This window comes from Glaciihabitans arcticus (assembly GCF_004310685.1).
GTDB classification, from domain to species: Bacteria; Actinomycetota; Actinomycetes; order Actinomycetales; family Microbacteriaceae; genus Conyzicola; species Conyzicola arctica.
Map to the genome: position 1 here is coordinate 2,815,320 of NZ_SISG01000001.1, position 15,092 is coordinate 2,830,411.

Here is a 15,092-nt window from a genome sequence, read left to right on the forward strand (position 1 = left end):
CAAAGATCTGCCCGGTTCGCGCGCACACCCGCCAATGTCACAGCCGAGCGCCACCAGGGCGCACCAAAGGACCTTCGGCCCTTACCGATTGTCGTCGCGCACGGGATCGTGTGTTCTCGGGCCTGTCAGGGCAACGAGAGCACACAACGGAGATGGGGTCGTGGCCAACACCATGAAGCGTGTAACGGCAGAAGAGTGGAATGCACTCAAGCAACGCTCACGCGTGGGGATATATGGGGGAGTACACTCCGAGGGCACGCACGCGAGTCACGACGAAGCGAGGCACGGTGAGCACATTCGAGAACCTCGACTTCCCCGACGCCCCCCGGTCGGATCTCGAGCGCACGATCAACGAACTCGTCGTGAGCGCACAGAGGGTTCTCGCCACCCAGGGCCGGCTGCGGCACCTGCTTGACGCCAACCGATCGGTCGTCGAGGAGCTCGACCTCGAACAGGTTCTCCGGCGCATCGTGGAAGCGGCTGTCACACTCGTCGGCGCCCAATTCGGCGCGCTCGGCGTCATCGCGCCTGATGGTCTTCTGGAGCAGTTCATCCACGTAGGCATTCCCGACAGCGACGCGCAGACCATCGGGCACCTGCCGCGAGGCCACGGCATCCTCGGTGCCGTGGTTAGTGCGGCGGCGCCCATTCGACTCGACAAGCTCGGGGCGGACTCGCGATCATCGGGGTTCCCCGCACATCATCCGGTGATGGATGGATTTCTCGGCGTCCCGATTCGCGTGCGCGGCGAGGTCTACGGCAACCTCTACCTCACCAACCCGGCCGCGGGCGCCTTCAGCCAGGAAGACGAGGATCTGGTCACGGCGCTCGCGGCGACCGCGGGCATCGCCATCGACAATGCACGACTGTTCGACGAGACACGACGACGCCAACGGTGGAGTGCTGCCACGGCTGCGGTGACCTCCGCGCTTCTGGCCGAGCCAGCGGTCGATGTGCTCGAGTTGATCGTCGAACACGTGGCGTCGGCGGTGGATGCGGATCGCGTGTATGTGGTCACCGATGATTCCGCCCTCGAGCACGGCCCCACCCTTCTTCTCTCCTTCTCCGCGACCGGACTCCCCATCGGTCTCATCACTATCGCTCGAGAGGTCGGAGCGCCGGCTTACGGCGCGGCCGAGACCGAGATGGCCACGGAATTCGCCGCGCAGGCGAGCCTCGCGATCGAGCTGGCTCGCGCTCGGGTCGATTCCGTGCAGTTGGAACTCGTACAAGACCGCAACCGGATCGCACGCGACCTGCACGACCATGTCATCCAGCGACTGTTCGCCTCAGGGCTCACCCTCCAATCCATGGTAGGCAGAGTGCCGTCGGATCTCCGCGGCGAGCTCGGAGACCAGGTGGACGCCATCGACTCCGCAATCGCGCAGATCCGCACCGCGGTGTTCACCCTCGGGTCGCGCTCGATCGCCGGGCCCCCGGGGCTGCGGAGCCGTATCCTCGAGGTCGTCAGCGAACTGACGCCGCATCTCGCGGCAACCCCGCGACTCACCTTCGGTGGCCCGGTCGACCTCATGATCGACGGGGATTTCGCCGCCGACGTCATCGCTGTCGTTCGCGAGGGCCTCAGCAACATCGCCCGGCACGCGGCCGCGGTCGACTCCAGCATCGACGTCTCGGTCTCGGGCGCGACCGTAGTCGTTCGCATCGAGGACGACGGTGTGGGCGTCCCGCAGGGCACCTCGCGTTCGAGTGGCACAGCGAACCTCGCTGATCGTGCCGCACGCTATGGCGGCACCTTCGCCCTTGATCCGCGCGCGCCGCGCGGCACGCTTCTCATCTGGACCGCTCCGATCACCGGTGACCCGTGATCCGTGTTTTCCTCGTCGATGACCACGAGATCGTGCGTCGGGGGATCGCCGGAATCATCGATGCGGCAGCCGACCTCGAAGTCGTCGGGGAGTCAGGTTCGGTTCGCGGCACCCTTGGCAGGGTCGCCGCGACGCTACCCGACGTCGTGGTGCTTGATGTGCAACTCGGCGACGGCAATGGAGTCGACCTCTGCCGCGATATCCGCTCGGCTTTCCCGGACATCGCCTGCCTGATGCTCACGGCTTTCGACGATGATGACGCGAGCCGTCTGGCGGTCCTCGCCGGCGCTGCGGGATACGTGCTGAAGGACATTCGGGGCAGGAACCTGCTGGATGGGATCCGGGTTGTAGCCGCCGGCCGGTCACTGCTCGCACCGGGTCTTCGCGATCGAGTCGCTGCCGAGTTGCATCGGCCGTCTCCCTCAGACCCGACCGGTGTGGACCTGACGCTGCGCGAGAGCCAGGTGCTGCAGCTCATCGCCGACGGACTCACCAACAGGCAGATCGGCGAGCGACTGGAGCTTGCCGAGAAAACCGTCAAGAACTACGTCTCAGCTCTGCTCGCGAAGCTCGGCATGGAGCGACGTACCCAGGCCGCGGTCTACGGTGCGCGGCTTGGGGACGAACGCCTCTAGGTCACCCGGCAAGACTCGTGCGGGGAAAGACGAAACGGTCGATCCGGATTCCCGTGATGTCCGTCGGAGTGATGCGAACGTAGTTGTATTTCGGCGCCGAGCTCCACGACACGAGCTTCATTACTCCGGATTCGACGATGTCGGCCTCTTCGGAGAGACGCGTCGCCCTGCCGTGGATCACAACGCTCCAGTGCCACCTCCCGTCGAATCCGTCAGCCTCAAAGGCCACGGCCGGGGCTGCGGTGAGATTGACGAGCTTCGTGCCGGGGGCGGAGCGGAATAGGATCGCCCCGTCGTGCACGAGATAGTTGACAGGAAAAATGTCGACCATCCCCTTGGCGCCGGTTGCGAGCCGGCCGAGCCCGACGGAATGCAGGTTGTTCCAGCACTCCGCCTCCGACAGCAGCTCGGTGTTGGCGGCACTGACCTGCATCAGCGAAGCCAGTTCTGCGTGCGCACTACGGGAAGGGTCTTCCAGATCTTTCCGAGCCCCCAGGTGTCACCGGCGGCTGTCGCAGCCACCACGATGAGTGCGAGCGCGTAGATCAGGTGGTAGTCGACGAGAGGGTTGGTGGATGACGCGTAAGCCGTGAAGGGCCATTCGGCGAGATACATCAGCACCATGATCACCGTGCCCGCAATCGCACTGATGCGCAGACCCACTCCGAGCATGACCGCGAGGCCGATGCCCAGCATCCCTGCCATAAACAGCACATCGGTCAGGGGACTCGCGATGCTCGCGAAGAAGCCCTTGAGGGGCCCCGTGACCGCCTCGCTCATGAGGAAGCCCTGGCTGGGTGTGCCGCCGTTGATCCAGGCGCGCTCGATGGGCGTCGAGAAGCCGAGACCGAAAGTCTTGTCGAGGAAAGCCCACAGGAAGATGAAGCCGGTGGCGAGACGGAGCGTGGCGAGAGTGTAGCGCGACGCGGTCTCGGTGCGTGGTCGGACGATAGCGGCGGCGGCCGTTATCGGCATGGACGTTGTGGCAAATGTTGCGGTCATCAGAAACTCATTTCCTTGGGCGACCACGGCCCGGCGGGAGCCGGATGATCGATGATGCAAGGGTGATGCCACAAGGGGATTGCCGTTAGGGCCGAAGGTCCTGCGCCTTCAGCATCATGAGATGACGGTGTTTCCGAGGAGCGAACCGGCCAGGAATGTCGCCGCTAGTGCGATTCCGCCACCCACGACCACACGGAAGGTCGAGCGCATAACGGGGCTTCCACCGATACGGGCGCTCGTCGCTCCCGTGACGGCGAGCGCCAGTAGCACGGCCGCGAACGTGACCGGAATCCGCACATCTGCGGGGGGAAGAAGGATTGCGAGCATCGGAAGAGCTGCCCCGATGAGGAATGCCGCTGCTGACGCGCCTGCCGCCTGCCATGCGCTCACGACATCGGTTTCACTGATTCCAAGCTCAGCCTCGAGGTGTGCGCTCAAAGCGTCGTGAGCCGTCAACTCTGTGGCGACCGCCCTCGCTGTTTCTCGGGAGAGCCCTTTCGCTTCGTAGAGCTGGGCGAGCTCGACGAGTTCCTCCTCCGGCTGGTCGACGAGTTCGCGGCGCTCCATCGCGATCAGCGCGCGCTGGCTGTCTCGCTGGCTGCTCACCGAGACGTATTCCCCCAGGGCCATGGAGATTGCACCGCCCACGAGGCCGGCCGTGCCCGCCGTGACGATCGGACCAAGGGTCGACGTCGCTCCTGCCACACCTACGACGATGGCGGCAACCGAGACAATGCCGTCATTCGCACCGAGAACCCCGGCGCGAAGCCAGTTGAGTCGTCCGGCGAGACCGGAATCGTGCGATTCGTTCGCGTGGGACGCGGGCCTGGGTGCTGCGGTCATGGGGCCCAGCCAACCACTTCGACATGGAATGTCCTAAGTTGCGTCGCGTCGATGGGCAACTGACGGGTTTCAGCCACTCTTCGACGAGTACCTGCCGCACCTGACCAGGTGTCGGTGCACGAGGCCACAATGAGAGCGTGAATCGCCGCGCCCTCCTCCTCTTCGCCGCCCTCGGGCTGGCCTGGGGCATCCCGTACCTGTTCATCAAGATCGCCGTGGCGGAGCTTGAGCCGGCCATGGTGGTGCTGGCGCGCTCGGGACTCGCGGCCATCCTTTTGCTGCCTCTCGCGTTCTATCGTCGCGAGGTCTGGGTCGTGATCAAGCGCTGGAAGCCGATGCTCGCGTACACGATCATCGAGATCGTGGTGCCGTGGTACTTCCTGAGTTCGGCCGAACGCAACCTGCCCAGCTCGACGGCCGGGCTGCTGCTCGCCGCCGTTCCGCTCGCCGGTGTCGCGATCGCTTTCTTCATGGGTCGGCCCGCAAAGCTGTCGGGTCTCAACTGGCTCGGCATCGTGATCGGGATGATCGGGGTCGCTGCCCTCGTCGGCCTCGATGTCGGCGGGTCCGACCTCCCCAGCGTGCTCGAGATGGCCATTGTGGTCATCGGTTACGCGCTCGGTCCGGCGATCCTCTCGCGGTACATGCCCGACCTCCCCGGAGTCGGGGTCGTGGCGGTATCCCTCGCCGGGGCCGCGATCTTCTACGTGCCGGTCGTACTGCTGACGGGCGCATGGCCGACCGCGATGCCGTCGACCGAGGTCATCGTCGCGATCGTCGTGCTGGCCGTGATCTGCAGCGCCCTCGCCTTTGTGCTCATGATCGCCCTCATCTCCGAGATCGGGCCGGTCAGGACGACGGCCATCACCTACGTCAATCCGGCCGTCGCCATTCTTGCGGGGGTGGTCGTGCTGAATGAGCGCATCACCGTGTGGACGATCATCGGGTTCGTGCTGGTGCTCTCGGGTTCCTACCTGGTCACGCGTCACCAACGCGAAGTCGTGCCCGTGGCCGGACCGGAAGAGGCATCCGCGCGGTTGGAGTAGCTCAGGCCTGCGAGTCGGCCCAGCCCGCCACGTCGACCCCGTGATTGTCGGGGGAGGCGAGAGTCCACCACTTGGGGGCGTACGTGTCGTTGACGATGCGCCCGCCCGCCGCCACGGCTGCCTGCACCCGCTTCTCGGCCTGGTCGGCCGGCACGGACACGTCGATGTGCGTGCGCCCGCGACCCGGCCTCGGGGAGTTCAGTTCGTGGAACCACAGGTGCGGCCCACGACGGAGTGGGTCGATCAGGTCCTCATCGAGCAGGCGGTCGTAGCCGGTGATCGCCTCCCAGAAGGGGCGAGTGTCGACGTCGGTGTCCTGCGCGATGGCGATGCCGATGAACATAAGCCTGCTCGGGTCGGCCTCCAAGCCCAGCCCGTGGGCCGCTTCGCTGATGGCGGCGGCGAGCTCGGCGTCCTTGTGGCTGAGCGCGCCATTGCGCTGGGAGGCGGTGCGCACGGTGACACCCTCCGCACGCAGGTCGACGTCGGGGTTGTGACCGATGCGCGTCGAGATCTCGGCGATGGCTGAGACGAACTCGGCACCCTGCACAAACGAGGTGGTCGAGTAGAAGGCCTGCGCGCCCCAGAACAGCACGCGCCAGTCTTCGACTCCCGGGCTGGCGTGAAACTCCAGCGGCTGGATCTGCGGATACTGCGATTCGTCGTCCATGTCATCCTCCCGTTGTGAGGCGACGTTAGTAGCACCCGCCGACGTTGGAAAGGGCTTACCGGCCGGCCAGGTACTCGGCCGCGAGTCGCTTGGGCGCCCGGCAGAGCCACGCCTCGATGAGCACCTCGTTCAACTGGTCAAGGCTCACCCTGTCGAGAATTACGAGCACTGCAGGATACTCGGCGTAGCGCGGCATGGTGAAGAACACCTCGGGATCGCTGCCGATGAGCCCGAGCTTGTCCGCGAGGTCGGGTACGAGCACGCCGAGCAGGTCGCCGGTGGGCATCGCGTCGCCGAGTTCCTCCAGGTCGCGCCTGCGCACGGGCCGCTCGTATGCGAAGTACCTGCGGCTGATCTCCCACTTGAGGCCATTGGTGTCCGATCCCTCGACCACGCGGGGCAGGGAGAGGGCGAGCCTGCTCACGTCATCCCACGTCGCCATGCCACACAGGGTACGCCCGACCTGCGACTCAGGGGAGGGGAGGCTGCCAGCCCTCTTCATCGCGAATGGCGGAGCTGATGCGTCGCGAGATTTCGCGCAGCTGGCGCGCCTGTGCCCGGGTGAGGGTATCGAGCACGAGGCGGCGAACGGTCTCGGCGTGCCCCGGACTCGCCAGCTCGTAGCGCTCCAATCCGGACTCGGTGAGCGCGGCCAGGGTTGATCGGCCGTCGGACGGATCGGGGGTTCGGGCCACCCAACCGCGCTTCTCTAACCGAAGCACCGCGCGCGACAGACGGGACAGGGAACTGTTGGCGAAACCGGCGAGCACGCTCATGCGCAGCGTGCGGTCGGGGGCAGTGGCGAGGGCGAACAGAATGCCGTACTCGAAATGGGTGAGCTCGGCGTCGCGCTGCAGCTGCGCGTCGAGGGCGGGCGGCAGCCACTCGAGCACCGTCGCGAGGGTCGACCAGGTCGCGAGGTCCTCGCCATCCAGTGCATCAGTCATACGCCAAGCGTAAACCATTAACTTGACCAGTCAAGTAAACCGCCCTATCGTTCACGTGACTGAGCAAGTAAATCGAAGGGAAGTCATGGACCTGCAAGCGACCGGCAAGCGCGCCTTTGTGAGTGGCTCGACCCAGGGGATCGGCTACGCGATCGCCGAGGCCCTCCTCGGAGAGGGCGTCGACGTGGTGATCAACGGGCGAACGGAGGCCCGGGTGCGTGAGGCGGTAGCAAGGCTGCGGCTGGGACATCCCGAAGCAGTGGTGTCGGGTCTCGCCGCAGACTTCGCAGACCCGTCACAGGTGCAGGCGATCCTGGGCGCGCTGGGCGACGTCGACATCCTGGTCAACAACGTCGGGTTGTTCGAGGTGACGCCGTTCGATGCGATTGTGGATGACGACTGGCAGCGCTACCTCGAAGTGAACCTCATGAGCGCGGTGCGGCTGTCGCGACACGTGCTGCCCGGCATGCTCAACCGCGGCTGGGGTCGGGTGATCATGGTCGCGAGTGAGTCGGGCGTGAACGTTCCCGCCGACATGGTGCACTACGGCGTGACCAAGGCGGGTCTGATCGCGCTCGGCAACGGCCTCGCGAAGCTGACCCGTGGCACGGAAGTCACGGTCAACACGATCCTCGGAGGGCCGACCTACTCCGATGGCGTCGCGGCAGCCGTCGAACAAATCGCCACAGCGCAGGGCATGGCCGCCGACGACCTCAAGGGTGCTATCGCCGCCGGCAACCAGACTTCGCTCGTGCAGCGCTTCCTCGAGCCGGGTGAGATCGCGAACCTCGCGCTATACCTCGCAAGCCCGCGGTCGTCGGCGACTAACGGCGCCGCCCTCCGCGCCGACGGCGGCGTTCTCACGACAATGTTCTAGGGCAGAGGCCCGCGACGGGCCACGATGCCGGCGAACAGGGCGTGCAGCAACGGGATGACGGACAGCCACATGAGCACTGTGCCGAAGACCGCATCGTCGGAGCGAAGCACAATGCCGCCGATCAGAAGAGCGGCGAACAGCACTGCGGAGATGAGCTGGCGTCCCGTGCGCTCGAGCATGCCGAGGCGCCGGTCGAGGCGCGGCGTCTGAACCGCTACGCGGCCCTCCTCGACGCGGGTTGTGAGGTCGTCGAGACGCTGGGGGAGTCGCGCGAGCACGCCGGCGACCGACACGACCTGTTTCGCGACGTCCTGCACGAGGTTGCCGCCCTCGGAGCGGATCAGCTGGGCCGAGTACGGCTCCACGGCATCCCAGATGTTGAAGGCCGGATCGAGCGAGCTGCACAGCCCCGAAGTGAGCGACATCGCGCGCACGATCAGCAGGAAGTTCTCCGGCAACTGGAACGGCAGCGTTCGCACCACATCGCTGAACTCGTTGGCAAAGGCGCGGAACTCGCGCGGATCGACCTCCTGCAACTCGGCGAAGCCCATGCCGCCGAAGCGGGAGAACAGCTTCGTCATGGCGCGTTCGAGCTCGGTCGTGTCGGCGGATGGCAGCAGCACGCCGACCTGACGGATGCCGTCGACCATGCCGCGGCCGTCGCGCGACGCCGCGGCGATGAGCAGCTGGCGCAGTCCCTGCCGCAGGCCGTCTGGCACTTCGCCCATCATGCCGAAGTCGATGAAGGTGAACTGCCACTTCCGTTCGCCCTCGGTGAGCGGGGTGATGAAGATGTTGCCGGGATGCGGGTCGGCGTGGAAGAAGCCGTGCGTGAACAGCTGGTCGAACATCACCGCGGCGAACTCGTGCGCGACCTCGCTCGGGTCGATGCCGGCCGCGCGCAGGGCGACGGCGTCGTTGGACTTGATGGCAGTGACATCCTGCATCGTCAGCACACGCCGGGTGGTGCGCTCCCAGACCAGCTGGGGCACACCGACGCGGGCGTCGCCGGCGAAGTTCTGCGCGAAGCGTTCGCCGTTCTGCGCTTCGTGCAGGTAGTCGATCTCCTCGAGGCTCGTGTGCGCGAATTCTTCGACGAGGGCGGGCATGTCGACCCGGTCGGAGACGAGTCGCACCCGGCTCAGCCAGCCGCCGACCTTGCGAAGCGCCAAAAGGTCGACGTCCACGATCTGGTCGATACCCGGACGCTGGATCTTGATGATGACGTCGAGCAGGCCGCTCTCGGCGGCGTCGGCTTCGGACAGGCGGGCGCGATGCGCCTGGCCGAGGGATGCCGCGGCTACCGGCACCGGATCGACGAACGGGAACGCCCGCTCGAGCGACACCCCGAGTTCGGCTTCCGCCAGCGTTCGGATGGCCGGGAAGGCGACCGGCGGCACCTCGTCCTGCAGCCCCTCGAGCTCGCTCGTGACTTCGGGCGGCAGTACGTCGAGGCGCGACGACATGAACTGCCCCACCTTGATCATGAGACCGCCGAGGTCGATCGCTAGCACCCGGAAGCGCCGGGCGATGTGCAGCATGCGGCGCGAACGGGTGCGATCGGCGAGAACCTGCAGCCCGAGGCGAGGCAGGAACAGCTCGTACCACCAGGTTTGAACGAGATAGCGCGACGCAAACCGCAGGATCCTGCGGTAGCGGGCGCGCATGCTCCGGGCGTCGGTCAATTGTTCTCCTTGCCGACGTGCTGGAGGCACTCGGTCAGTCCTGGGCGAGGATGGAGTAGAGCTTACGTCGAGCTTCGTCGAGCACGGCGACGGCCTCGTTCACCTGGGCGGGCTTGCCGGTGCGACCGACCTGCGCGACAGCCTGGGCGAGGTCGATGCCGGCCTTCGGCAGGGCGCCGTGGCGGGCACCCGTGCGCGACTCCTGCGTCTCCCACGGGGCAGAGCCCGCGGTGTCGGCGACGAGGCGACCTTCGGGGGTGAGCGAATACGTCTTGCGACCGTTCGACTCCTCGGCGAGGATCAGTCCCTCATCCGCAAGCAGCTGCAGCGTCGGGTAGACCGAGCCGGGGCTGGGCTTCCATGCGCCACCGCTGCGCTCCTCGATCTCGGCCATGATCTGGTAACCGTGCATCGGCCGCTCGGCGAGAATCGCGAGTACTGCAGCGCGCACGTCGCCGCGTCCCATGCGGGAGCTGGCCTTCTGCTCGAACTGGCCGCGCAGCTGCTCCATCGCCTCCCACACCGCGGTGCCGGGCCAGCCGTCGCCTTTGCGTGAGTCGCTCGTGAATGGGTTGCTCATGATGACCTCCTGATTGTGGGTTCGCCTGCGCTCAACGATATATCGGAGCGTGCCCGTATTGCCGGGTTTCCGGGAACTGGAGGCAGTCGTTCAGCTTTCGATCACAGCCACCGGCGTTTCTTGAACACTCGCCAGAGGATGAACCCACTCACGAACATGGCAGCGAGCGCGATGGGGTAGCCGAGTGGCCAGTCCAACTCGGGCATGAAGGTGAAGTTCATGCCGTAGATCGTGCCGATGAGCGCAGGGGCGAACAGGATGGCCGCCCAGGACGAGATCTTCTTGACTTCCTCGTTCTGCGCTAGTGCGGCCTCTGACATCCTGCGCGTCTCTTCGTTCTGCTTCTGGCTGACGAGTGTGGAGTGCACGGTGAGTGCATTCTCGAGCAGCGAGCGGAAGGAGTGTGTCCGCTCAGTTATGCGGACCGCGTGGTCGAGGATGTCCCGGAGTGAACGCTGCAGCTCGATGTCGACCTTGTACTTGTCGGATCCCCTCTGCAGGGACTCGAGCATGTCGCGCAATGGCGCCGCCGCGCGCTGGAAGGCGATCACCTCGCGCAGCAGTTGGAAGATGCGACGGGAGACCTGGGTGTCGTTGCCGAACAGCTGGTCCTGAATCTCGTCGATGTCGTTCTCGAGCCCGGCGATGACCGGGATGTACCCATCGACCACATCGTCGAGCACAGCGTAGAGAACCGCTTCCGGGCCAAGGCAGAGCAGCTCGGGTTCTGCTTCTAGCCGCTTGCGAATCGATTTGAGGTCCGGGTTCTCCGCGTGACGGATGGTGACAACGAAGCCGGGACCGATGAAGAGGTGCACCTCTCCGAACTCGACGGACTCCTCCGCGTCGAGGTAGCGTGCCGGCCTCAGCACGATGAAAAGGGTGTCGCCGTAACGCTCGAGCTTCGCGCGCTGGTGCCCTTTTAATGCATCCTCGACTGCGAGCGGGTGCAGGCTGAACTCGGTCGCGACGGAACGGATCTCCTCCGGGTCCGGACGATACAGCCCGATCCACGCCATGCCGTCTCGCTCCCGCATCAGCTCGTACGTCTCGTCGAGGGTGTCGGGGTTGCCGGTGCGTTTACCCTGCACGTAGATGCCGTTGTCGATGAGAGCCATGAGTTTCCGATCGTTCAGCTGGTCTTGACAGTGTGGAGCAGTGAAATGCCCTGGCAAGGCACAACGATGAGGTCGCCTCGCGAGACGTCTGCCGGCAGGTCGGTGGCGAATCCAAAGGCGCCCGGGGTGGCGCACTCGAGCACGACCGATGCCCGGTACGCGCCCGATCGACGTCCGATGAGGCGGGTCTCGGTGAGGTCGGTTGAGCAGCCGCTCAGGTCGGCGTTGATGGTCACGTGGAGCCTCAGGTCGCTGCGCCACTCAGCCGACTGCACCTCGGCGACCACCACTGACGCGAGTTCGCCCTTCGACGGTTCGCTGTGCGGGTGTGCGGGATGTGCCTCATCGTTATGCACGCACGGGGTGCCGCAGATCTCAGCGAGCCGCACCAGGGAAACTGCGGCGATGATCACGTCGTCCTCGGTGATAACGGTGTGGGCCGGCCAGGCTTCACTTGCCTCGACGGGGTTCTGTGTCGCGAGCGATTGAGGAGGATCCGATGGTGTCATGCGCTCACTCTTCCACCCGATTCGCGACCGATCGCCGGGCCTAACGGAATCCACACACCTGTGCTTACGGGGGACACCCCGAGCGTGAAGATTCCGTTAGGCAACGTCGTCACGCCGTGAGCATGTCGTTAGGGATGCGGACGCTGCGACTGCTCGGCGTAGACCTGTTCCATGACTCTGACCCGCATGATCCCGTCCTTGAGGCGCACGCTTCCCGATCCGCTCCGCACTGACTTCTGGCCGGAGGCGACGGTGACGACGGTGCACGACGTGATGATCGCCGGCGTCTCCCTGTCCCACCTGGCCGACGTCTGTGGCACACCCTGCGTGCACACGGGGGCGGCAGTGATTCCGGGCACCGCCGGTCGTCCTTCGCCGACGAGTGTGACATCCGTGCTGGTGACGGCGATCACAGGCATCGCGACGCATCCTTCCGGTGCGCTCGTCATCACGGCCGACGCAGCTCTCGACGAGCACCGGGTGGTCTGGTCCGAGTTGCGCCTCATTCGACGGGTTTCCACGGCGCACAGTGGGACGGTGCTCATCGCTGGTCGCTCCGAGAATCCTGCGGTGGCCGACCTTCCGCTCGACCTCGTCATCGGCGACCTGCTCGCCGCGCCCACGCGGCCGGCCGCGGCGACGATGAACGGGCGACGGGCGTCCCGAGCCGACGAGCACAGCGTGCCCGCATGGCTTGCCCAGCTCCCATGAGCACTCTCGCGCACCGCTTCGCCGAACACATTCCCCGACCGGAGCGTCGTCGCCGCCGGTGGGGAACCCTCGAGGTCACCTCCCCGGTTCGTTACGGCTGGCGCACCTACCGACTCACGGTATACGCCCCCGGAACCACCGCCGCGGAGCGCCGACTGCTGGCGCTCGACCGCAATGCCCCGCTGCTGGTCGCGGGCGTCGCGCTCCTGCTCGCGGTGATCCTCCGCCCGGACGTGCCGCCACTGGGAATCCTGCTGGTCGTGCCGGCGGGTGTCTTCATCGTCTCGGCGGTGCGCGCCCGGGCACGCCGGCTGCGCCAGTCGACCCTCGTGTTGGTGGTCGCCGAGGTGGACGCGAACGGCACTACCGAGGTGCTCGGCGATCTGTCACTGCGTCGGGATGTCGCGTACTCGCTGCGATGGATGGAGCACCTTCGACGCGCTGAACTGATCACGGAGTTGGAATTCCAACGCCGGTGGGCGATCGAGTACGAGCGACTGGCCGAGGGACTCGCTGCCGACAAGGCCGGCGCTAGCTGACGTGCACCGAGGGACGCCTCTTGACGTCTCTCTCCGCCTCGCGAAGAACTTCACGGGTGACGGGCGCGATCTCGCCATTGCCGACGAACAGGAATTTGAGCATGTTGGAGATCGGGTTGCCCTCCGTCCACTCGAAGTAGACGGACGGCACAACGCCCGACACGTCCCGGATTTCCAGCAGTACTGCGGCAATTGTGCTCGGCACATTGCCGCTCGAGACCTTCAGCACGCGGAAACCGTGAACTGACTCGCCGGTGACCACGAGGTCTTCCTCGAATTCTGAAGAGTCGGTGGTGTGCACCTCGAGGAAGATCGTCTTCGAATTGCGCGGGATGTGCGAGTAGCGACGCTCGTCGTCATTTTTCGCCTTGTACTCGGCTGCGGTGCCGTCATCCGGTTCATTGGCGATGATGCGGATCACGCCACGCTCGGCGTCGGCGCTGACGAAGGCCCGGGCCTGTTCGTCGAGGGCGACCGATGTGGCGCGTACCTCGAACGACCTGCGCACTCGCGAGACGAGCGAGATGACAAGGATGCCGAGGATGAACAGCCCGGCGATGCGGATGCCGTCCGGGCGCTCGATGACGTTGACCACAGTCGTGTAGAGGAAGACCACGGTGATGATGGCGAACCCGATCGTGCGCTTGCGCTGCTTTTTGCGACGCGCCGAGAGGGTGACGGCGACCGAGGCGGACGTGATCAGCACGAGAACGCCGGTCGCGTAGGCGCCGCCCTGAGCGTCCACATCGGCCTGGAATACGATCGTGATGAGGAAGGCGATGGCGGTGAACACCAGTACCAGCGGCCGGACCGCCCGCGCCCACTGCGGGGCCATGCCGTACTTGGGCAGGTATCGAGGCACCAGGTTGAGCAGACCGGCCATCGCAGACGCGCCCGCGAACCACAGGATGCAGATCGTGCTGATGTCGTAGGCCGTACCGAAGCCGGCGCCGAGGAACTCGTGGGCGAGGTAAGCAAGGGCGCGGCCGTTTGCTTCGCCGCCGGACTGGAACTCCTTCTGCGGAATCAACAGGGTGGTGACGATGCTCGATGTGATGAGGAAGGAGCTCATGATGATTGCGGCCGTGGCGAGCAGCCTGCCCGTTCCGCGGATACGCCCGATCGGCTTCGACTCGGTATCGCTCGCATCGCCGCGCACCTGCGGCATCACGGCCACGCCTGTCTCGAATCCGGAGAGACCGAGGGCGAGCTTGGGGAAGACCAGCAGCGCGATGCCGACCATAACGAGCGGGTTTCCATGTTGGGTGTTGAGGGCCGCCCACCAGTCGGTGACGAGCACGCTGTTCTCGGCGACGTGCGCGAGCGAGACCACGAGCACGACGAGATTGAGGGCGAGGTAGACCGCGACCAGTACGACGGCGATCCCGATCGCCTCGCGGAAGCCCTTGAGGAATACGATGGCGAGCAGCGTGACGAGCACGAGGGTGATGATCACCTGATTGCCTTCGAACCACGCCGGGGCGAAGGGGTTCTCGATAGCGTGCGCCGTGGCATCCGCCGCCGACAGCGTGATGGTGATCATGAAGTCGGTCGCCGCGAAGCCGAGCAGCACCAGGACGAAGATCTTGCCCGCCCACCAGGGCAGGAGCTTCTCAAGCATGGCTATGGATCCGGAACCCCGGAAGCTCTCGCGGGCGACGCGTCGGTAGACGGGGAGTGCGCCGAACAGAGTGAGCAGCACGAGCACGATCGTCGCGATCGGGGAGAGGAGTCCGGCTGCAACTGCAGCGATCGCCGGCTGGTAGCCGAGGGTCGAGAAGTAGTCGACGCCGGTGAGGCACATGACCCGCCACCACGAGTGGGCCTTCTCCGGAGCTGCTCCGTAGGGTCCCTCGTGGCGGCCCTTGCTGTCGACCAGGCCGCTCAGCAGCCAGCGCCGGAAGGGGCCCCGCGGGTCGGTAGTGGGAGCGGCGGCGACGACATCAGTGGGGGCAGACATGCGTTCCTTTTGCGGGCGAAATTCGGGAGCCGAAGTGATGGCGAGCCAGATGGCTCCTGATCGTACGCCTGCGCGCGGCATCGCCGAGCCGTGTGGGCGTAAGGATTCCGTGAGGATTTTCGAGCCGCTCACCCCGGCGTC

General features: G+C 65.9%; 17 protein-coding genes. 6 read left to right on the top strand and 11 right to left on the bottom strand.

Annotated features, from left to right (window positions below; genetic code table 11):
- Positions 1–287: 287 nt before the first annotated feature.
- A complete protein-coding gene (locus EYE40_RS13625) occupies positions 288–1,829 on the top strand; it encodes a GAF domain-containing sensor histidine kinase (RefSeq protein ID WP_161972401.1) in 1,542 nt (513 codons plus the stop codon).
- Positions 1,826–2,464 (top strand): response regulator, encoded by a 639-nt coding sequence (locus EYE40_RS13630; protein WP_130982460.1) that lies wholly within the window; start codon positions 1,826–1,828, stop codon positions 2,462–2,464. The genes EYE40_RS13625 and EYE40_RS13630 overlap by 4 nt, the downstream gene beginning before the upstream one ends.
- Position 2,465: 1 nt before the next feature.
- On the opposite strand, the gene EYE40_RS13635 is transcribed toward EYE40_RS13630, so the two are convergent.
- The 3 genes from EYE40_RS13635 to EYE40_RS13645 all read right to left on the bottom strand — a co-directional run bounded on the left by EYE40_RS13635 (position 2,466) and on the right by EYE40_RS13645 (position 4,309).
- Positions 2,466–2,897, bottom strand: a complete 432-nt coding sequence (locus EYE40_RS13635; RefSeq protein ID WP_130982462.1) for a pyridoxamine 5'-phosphate oxidase family protein — start codon at positions 2,895–2,897, stop codon at positions 2,466–2,468.
- Positions 2,897–3,466: a DoxX family protein gene (locus tag EYE40_RS13640; protein WP_130982463.1), complete on the bottom strand. Its 570-nt coding sequence runs from the start codon at positions 3,464–3,466 to the stop codon at positions 2,897–2,899. The genes EYE40_RS13635 and EYE40_RS13640 overlap by 1 nt, the downstream gene beginning before the upstream one ends.
- Before the next feature lie 114 nt (positions 3,467–3,580).
- On the bottom strand, positions 3,581–4,309 hold the full coding sequence (locus tag EYE40_RS13645) for a VIT1/CCC1 transporter family protein (protein ID WP_130982465.1): 729 nt from the start codon (positions 4,307–4,309) through the stop codon (positions 3,581–3,583).
- 137 nt (positions 4,310–4,446) lie between these two features.
- Between EYE40_RS13645 and EYE40_RS13650 the strand changes: the two genes are divergently transcribed.
- Positions 4,447–5,355: a DMT family transporter gene (locus EYE40_RS13650; RefSeq protein ID WP_130982467.1), complete on the top strand. Its 909-nt coding sequence runs from the start codon at positions 4,447–4,449 to the stop codon at positions 5,353–5,355.
- A gap of 1 nt (position 5,356) precedes the next feature.
- Here EYE40_RS13650 and EYE40_RS13655 read toward each other — a convergent pair whose 3' ends face one another.
- From EYE40_RS13655 to EYE40_RS13665, 3 genes are read right to left on the bottom strand one after another with little or no spacing between them, the layout of a single operon-like run.
- Positions 5,357–6,025: a VOC family protein gene (locus tag EYE40_RS13655; RefSeq protein ID WP_130982468.1), complete on the bottom strand. Its 669-nt coding sequence runs from the start codon at positions 6,023–6,025 to the stop codon at positions 5,357–5,359.
- 55 nt (positions 6,026–6,080) lie between these two features.
- A complete protein-coding gene (locus EYE40_RS13660; protein WP_130982470.1) occupies positions 6,081–6,467 on the bottom strand; it encodes an MmcQ/YjbR family DNA-binding protein in 387 nt (128 codons plus the stop codon).
- Between the two features lie 28 nt (positions 6,468–6,495).
- The gene (locus tag EYE40_RS13665; protein WP_130982472.1) at positions 6,496–6,972 is read right to left on the bottom strand and encodes a MarR family winged helix-turn-helix transcriptional regulator; all 477 of its coding nucleotides are present in this window, start codon (positions 6,970–6,972) and stop codon (positions 6,496–6,498) included.
- A gap of 85 nt (positions 6,973–7,057) precedes the next feature.
- On the opposite strand from EYE40_RS13665, the gene EYE40_RS13670 reads away from it, so the two are divergent.
- The gene (locus tag EYE40_RS13670) at positions 7,058–7,849 is read left to right on the top strand and encodes an SDR family NAD(P)-dependent oxidoreductase (RefSeq protein ID WP_130982474.1); all 792 of its coding nucleotides are present in this window, start codon (positions 7,058–7,060) and stop codon (positions 7,847–7,849) included.
- Here EYE40_RS13670 and EYE40_RS13675 read toward each other — a convergent pair.
- The 4 genes from EYE40_RS13675 to EYE40_RS13690 form a co-directional block, all read right to left on the bottom strand.
- Entirely contained in the window at positions 7,846–9,516 is a 1,671-nt protein-coding gene (locus tag EYE40_RS13675; RefSeq protein ID WP_130982933.1) for an ABC1 kinase family protein, read from the bottom strand. The two genes, EYE40_RS13670 and EYE40_RS13675, sit on opposite strands and share 4 nt — an antisense overlap.
- Positions 9,517–9,568: 52 nt before the next feature.
- Positions 9,569–10,114 (bottom strand): PadR family transcriptional regulator, encoded by a 546-nt coding sequence (locus tag EYE40_RS13680; protein ID WP_130982476.1) that lies wholly within the window; start codon positions 10,112–10,114, stop codon positions 9,569–9,571.
- Positions 10,115–10,215: 101 nt separating this feature from the next.
- Entirely contained in the window at positions 10,216–11,232 is a 1,017-nt protein-coding gene (corA, locus tag EYE40_RS13685) for a magnesium/cobalt transporter CorA (protein WP_130982477.1), read from the bottom strand.
- A gap of 14 nt (positions 11,233–11,246) precedes the next feature.
- Entirely contained in the window at positions 11,247–11,741 is a 495-nt protein-coding gene (locus EYE40_RS13690; protein WP_130982478.1) for a hypothetical protein, read from the bottom strand.
- Positions 11,742–11,912: 171 nt separating this feature from the next.
- Between EYE40_RS13690 and EYE40_RS13695 the strand changes: the two genes are divergently transcribed.
- Positions 11,913–12,452: a hypothetical protein gene (locus EYE40_RS13695; protein WP_130982480.1), complete on the top strand. Its 540-nt coding sequence runs from the start codon at positions 11,913–11,915 to the stop codon at positions 12,450–12,452.
- A complete protein-coding gene (locus tag EYE40_RS13700; RefSeq protein WP_130982482.1) occupies positions 12,449–12,991 on the top strand; it encodes a DUF6611 family protein in 543 nt (180 codons plus the stop codon). The genes EYE40_RS13695 and EYE40_RS13700 overlap by 4 nt, the downstream gene beginning before the upstream one ends.
- Here EYE40_RS13700 and EYE40_RS13705 read toward each other — a convergent pair.
- The gene (locus EYE40_RS13705) at positions 12,984–14,951 is read right to left on the bottom strand and encodes an APC family permease (RefSeq protein ID WP_240034822.1); all 1,968 of its coding nucleotides are present in this window, start codon (positions 14,949–14,951) and stop codon (positions 12,984–12,986) included. The two genes, EYE40_RS13700 and EYE40_RS13705, sit on opposite strands and share 8 nt — an antisense overlap.
- Positions 14,952–15,092: the final 141 nt, after the last annotated feature.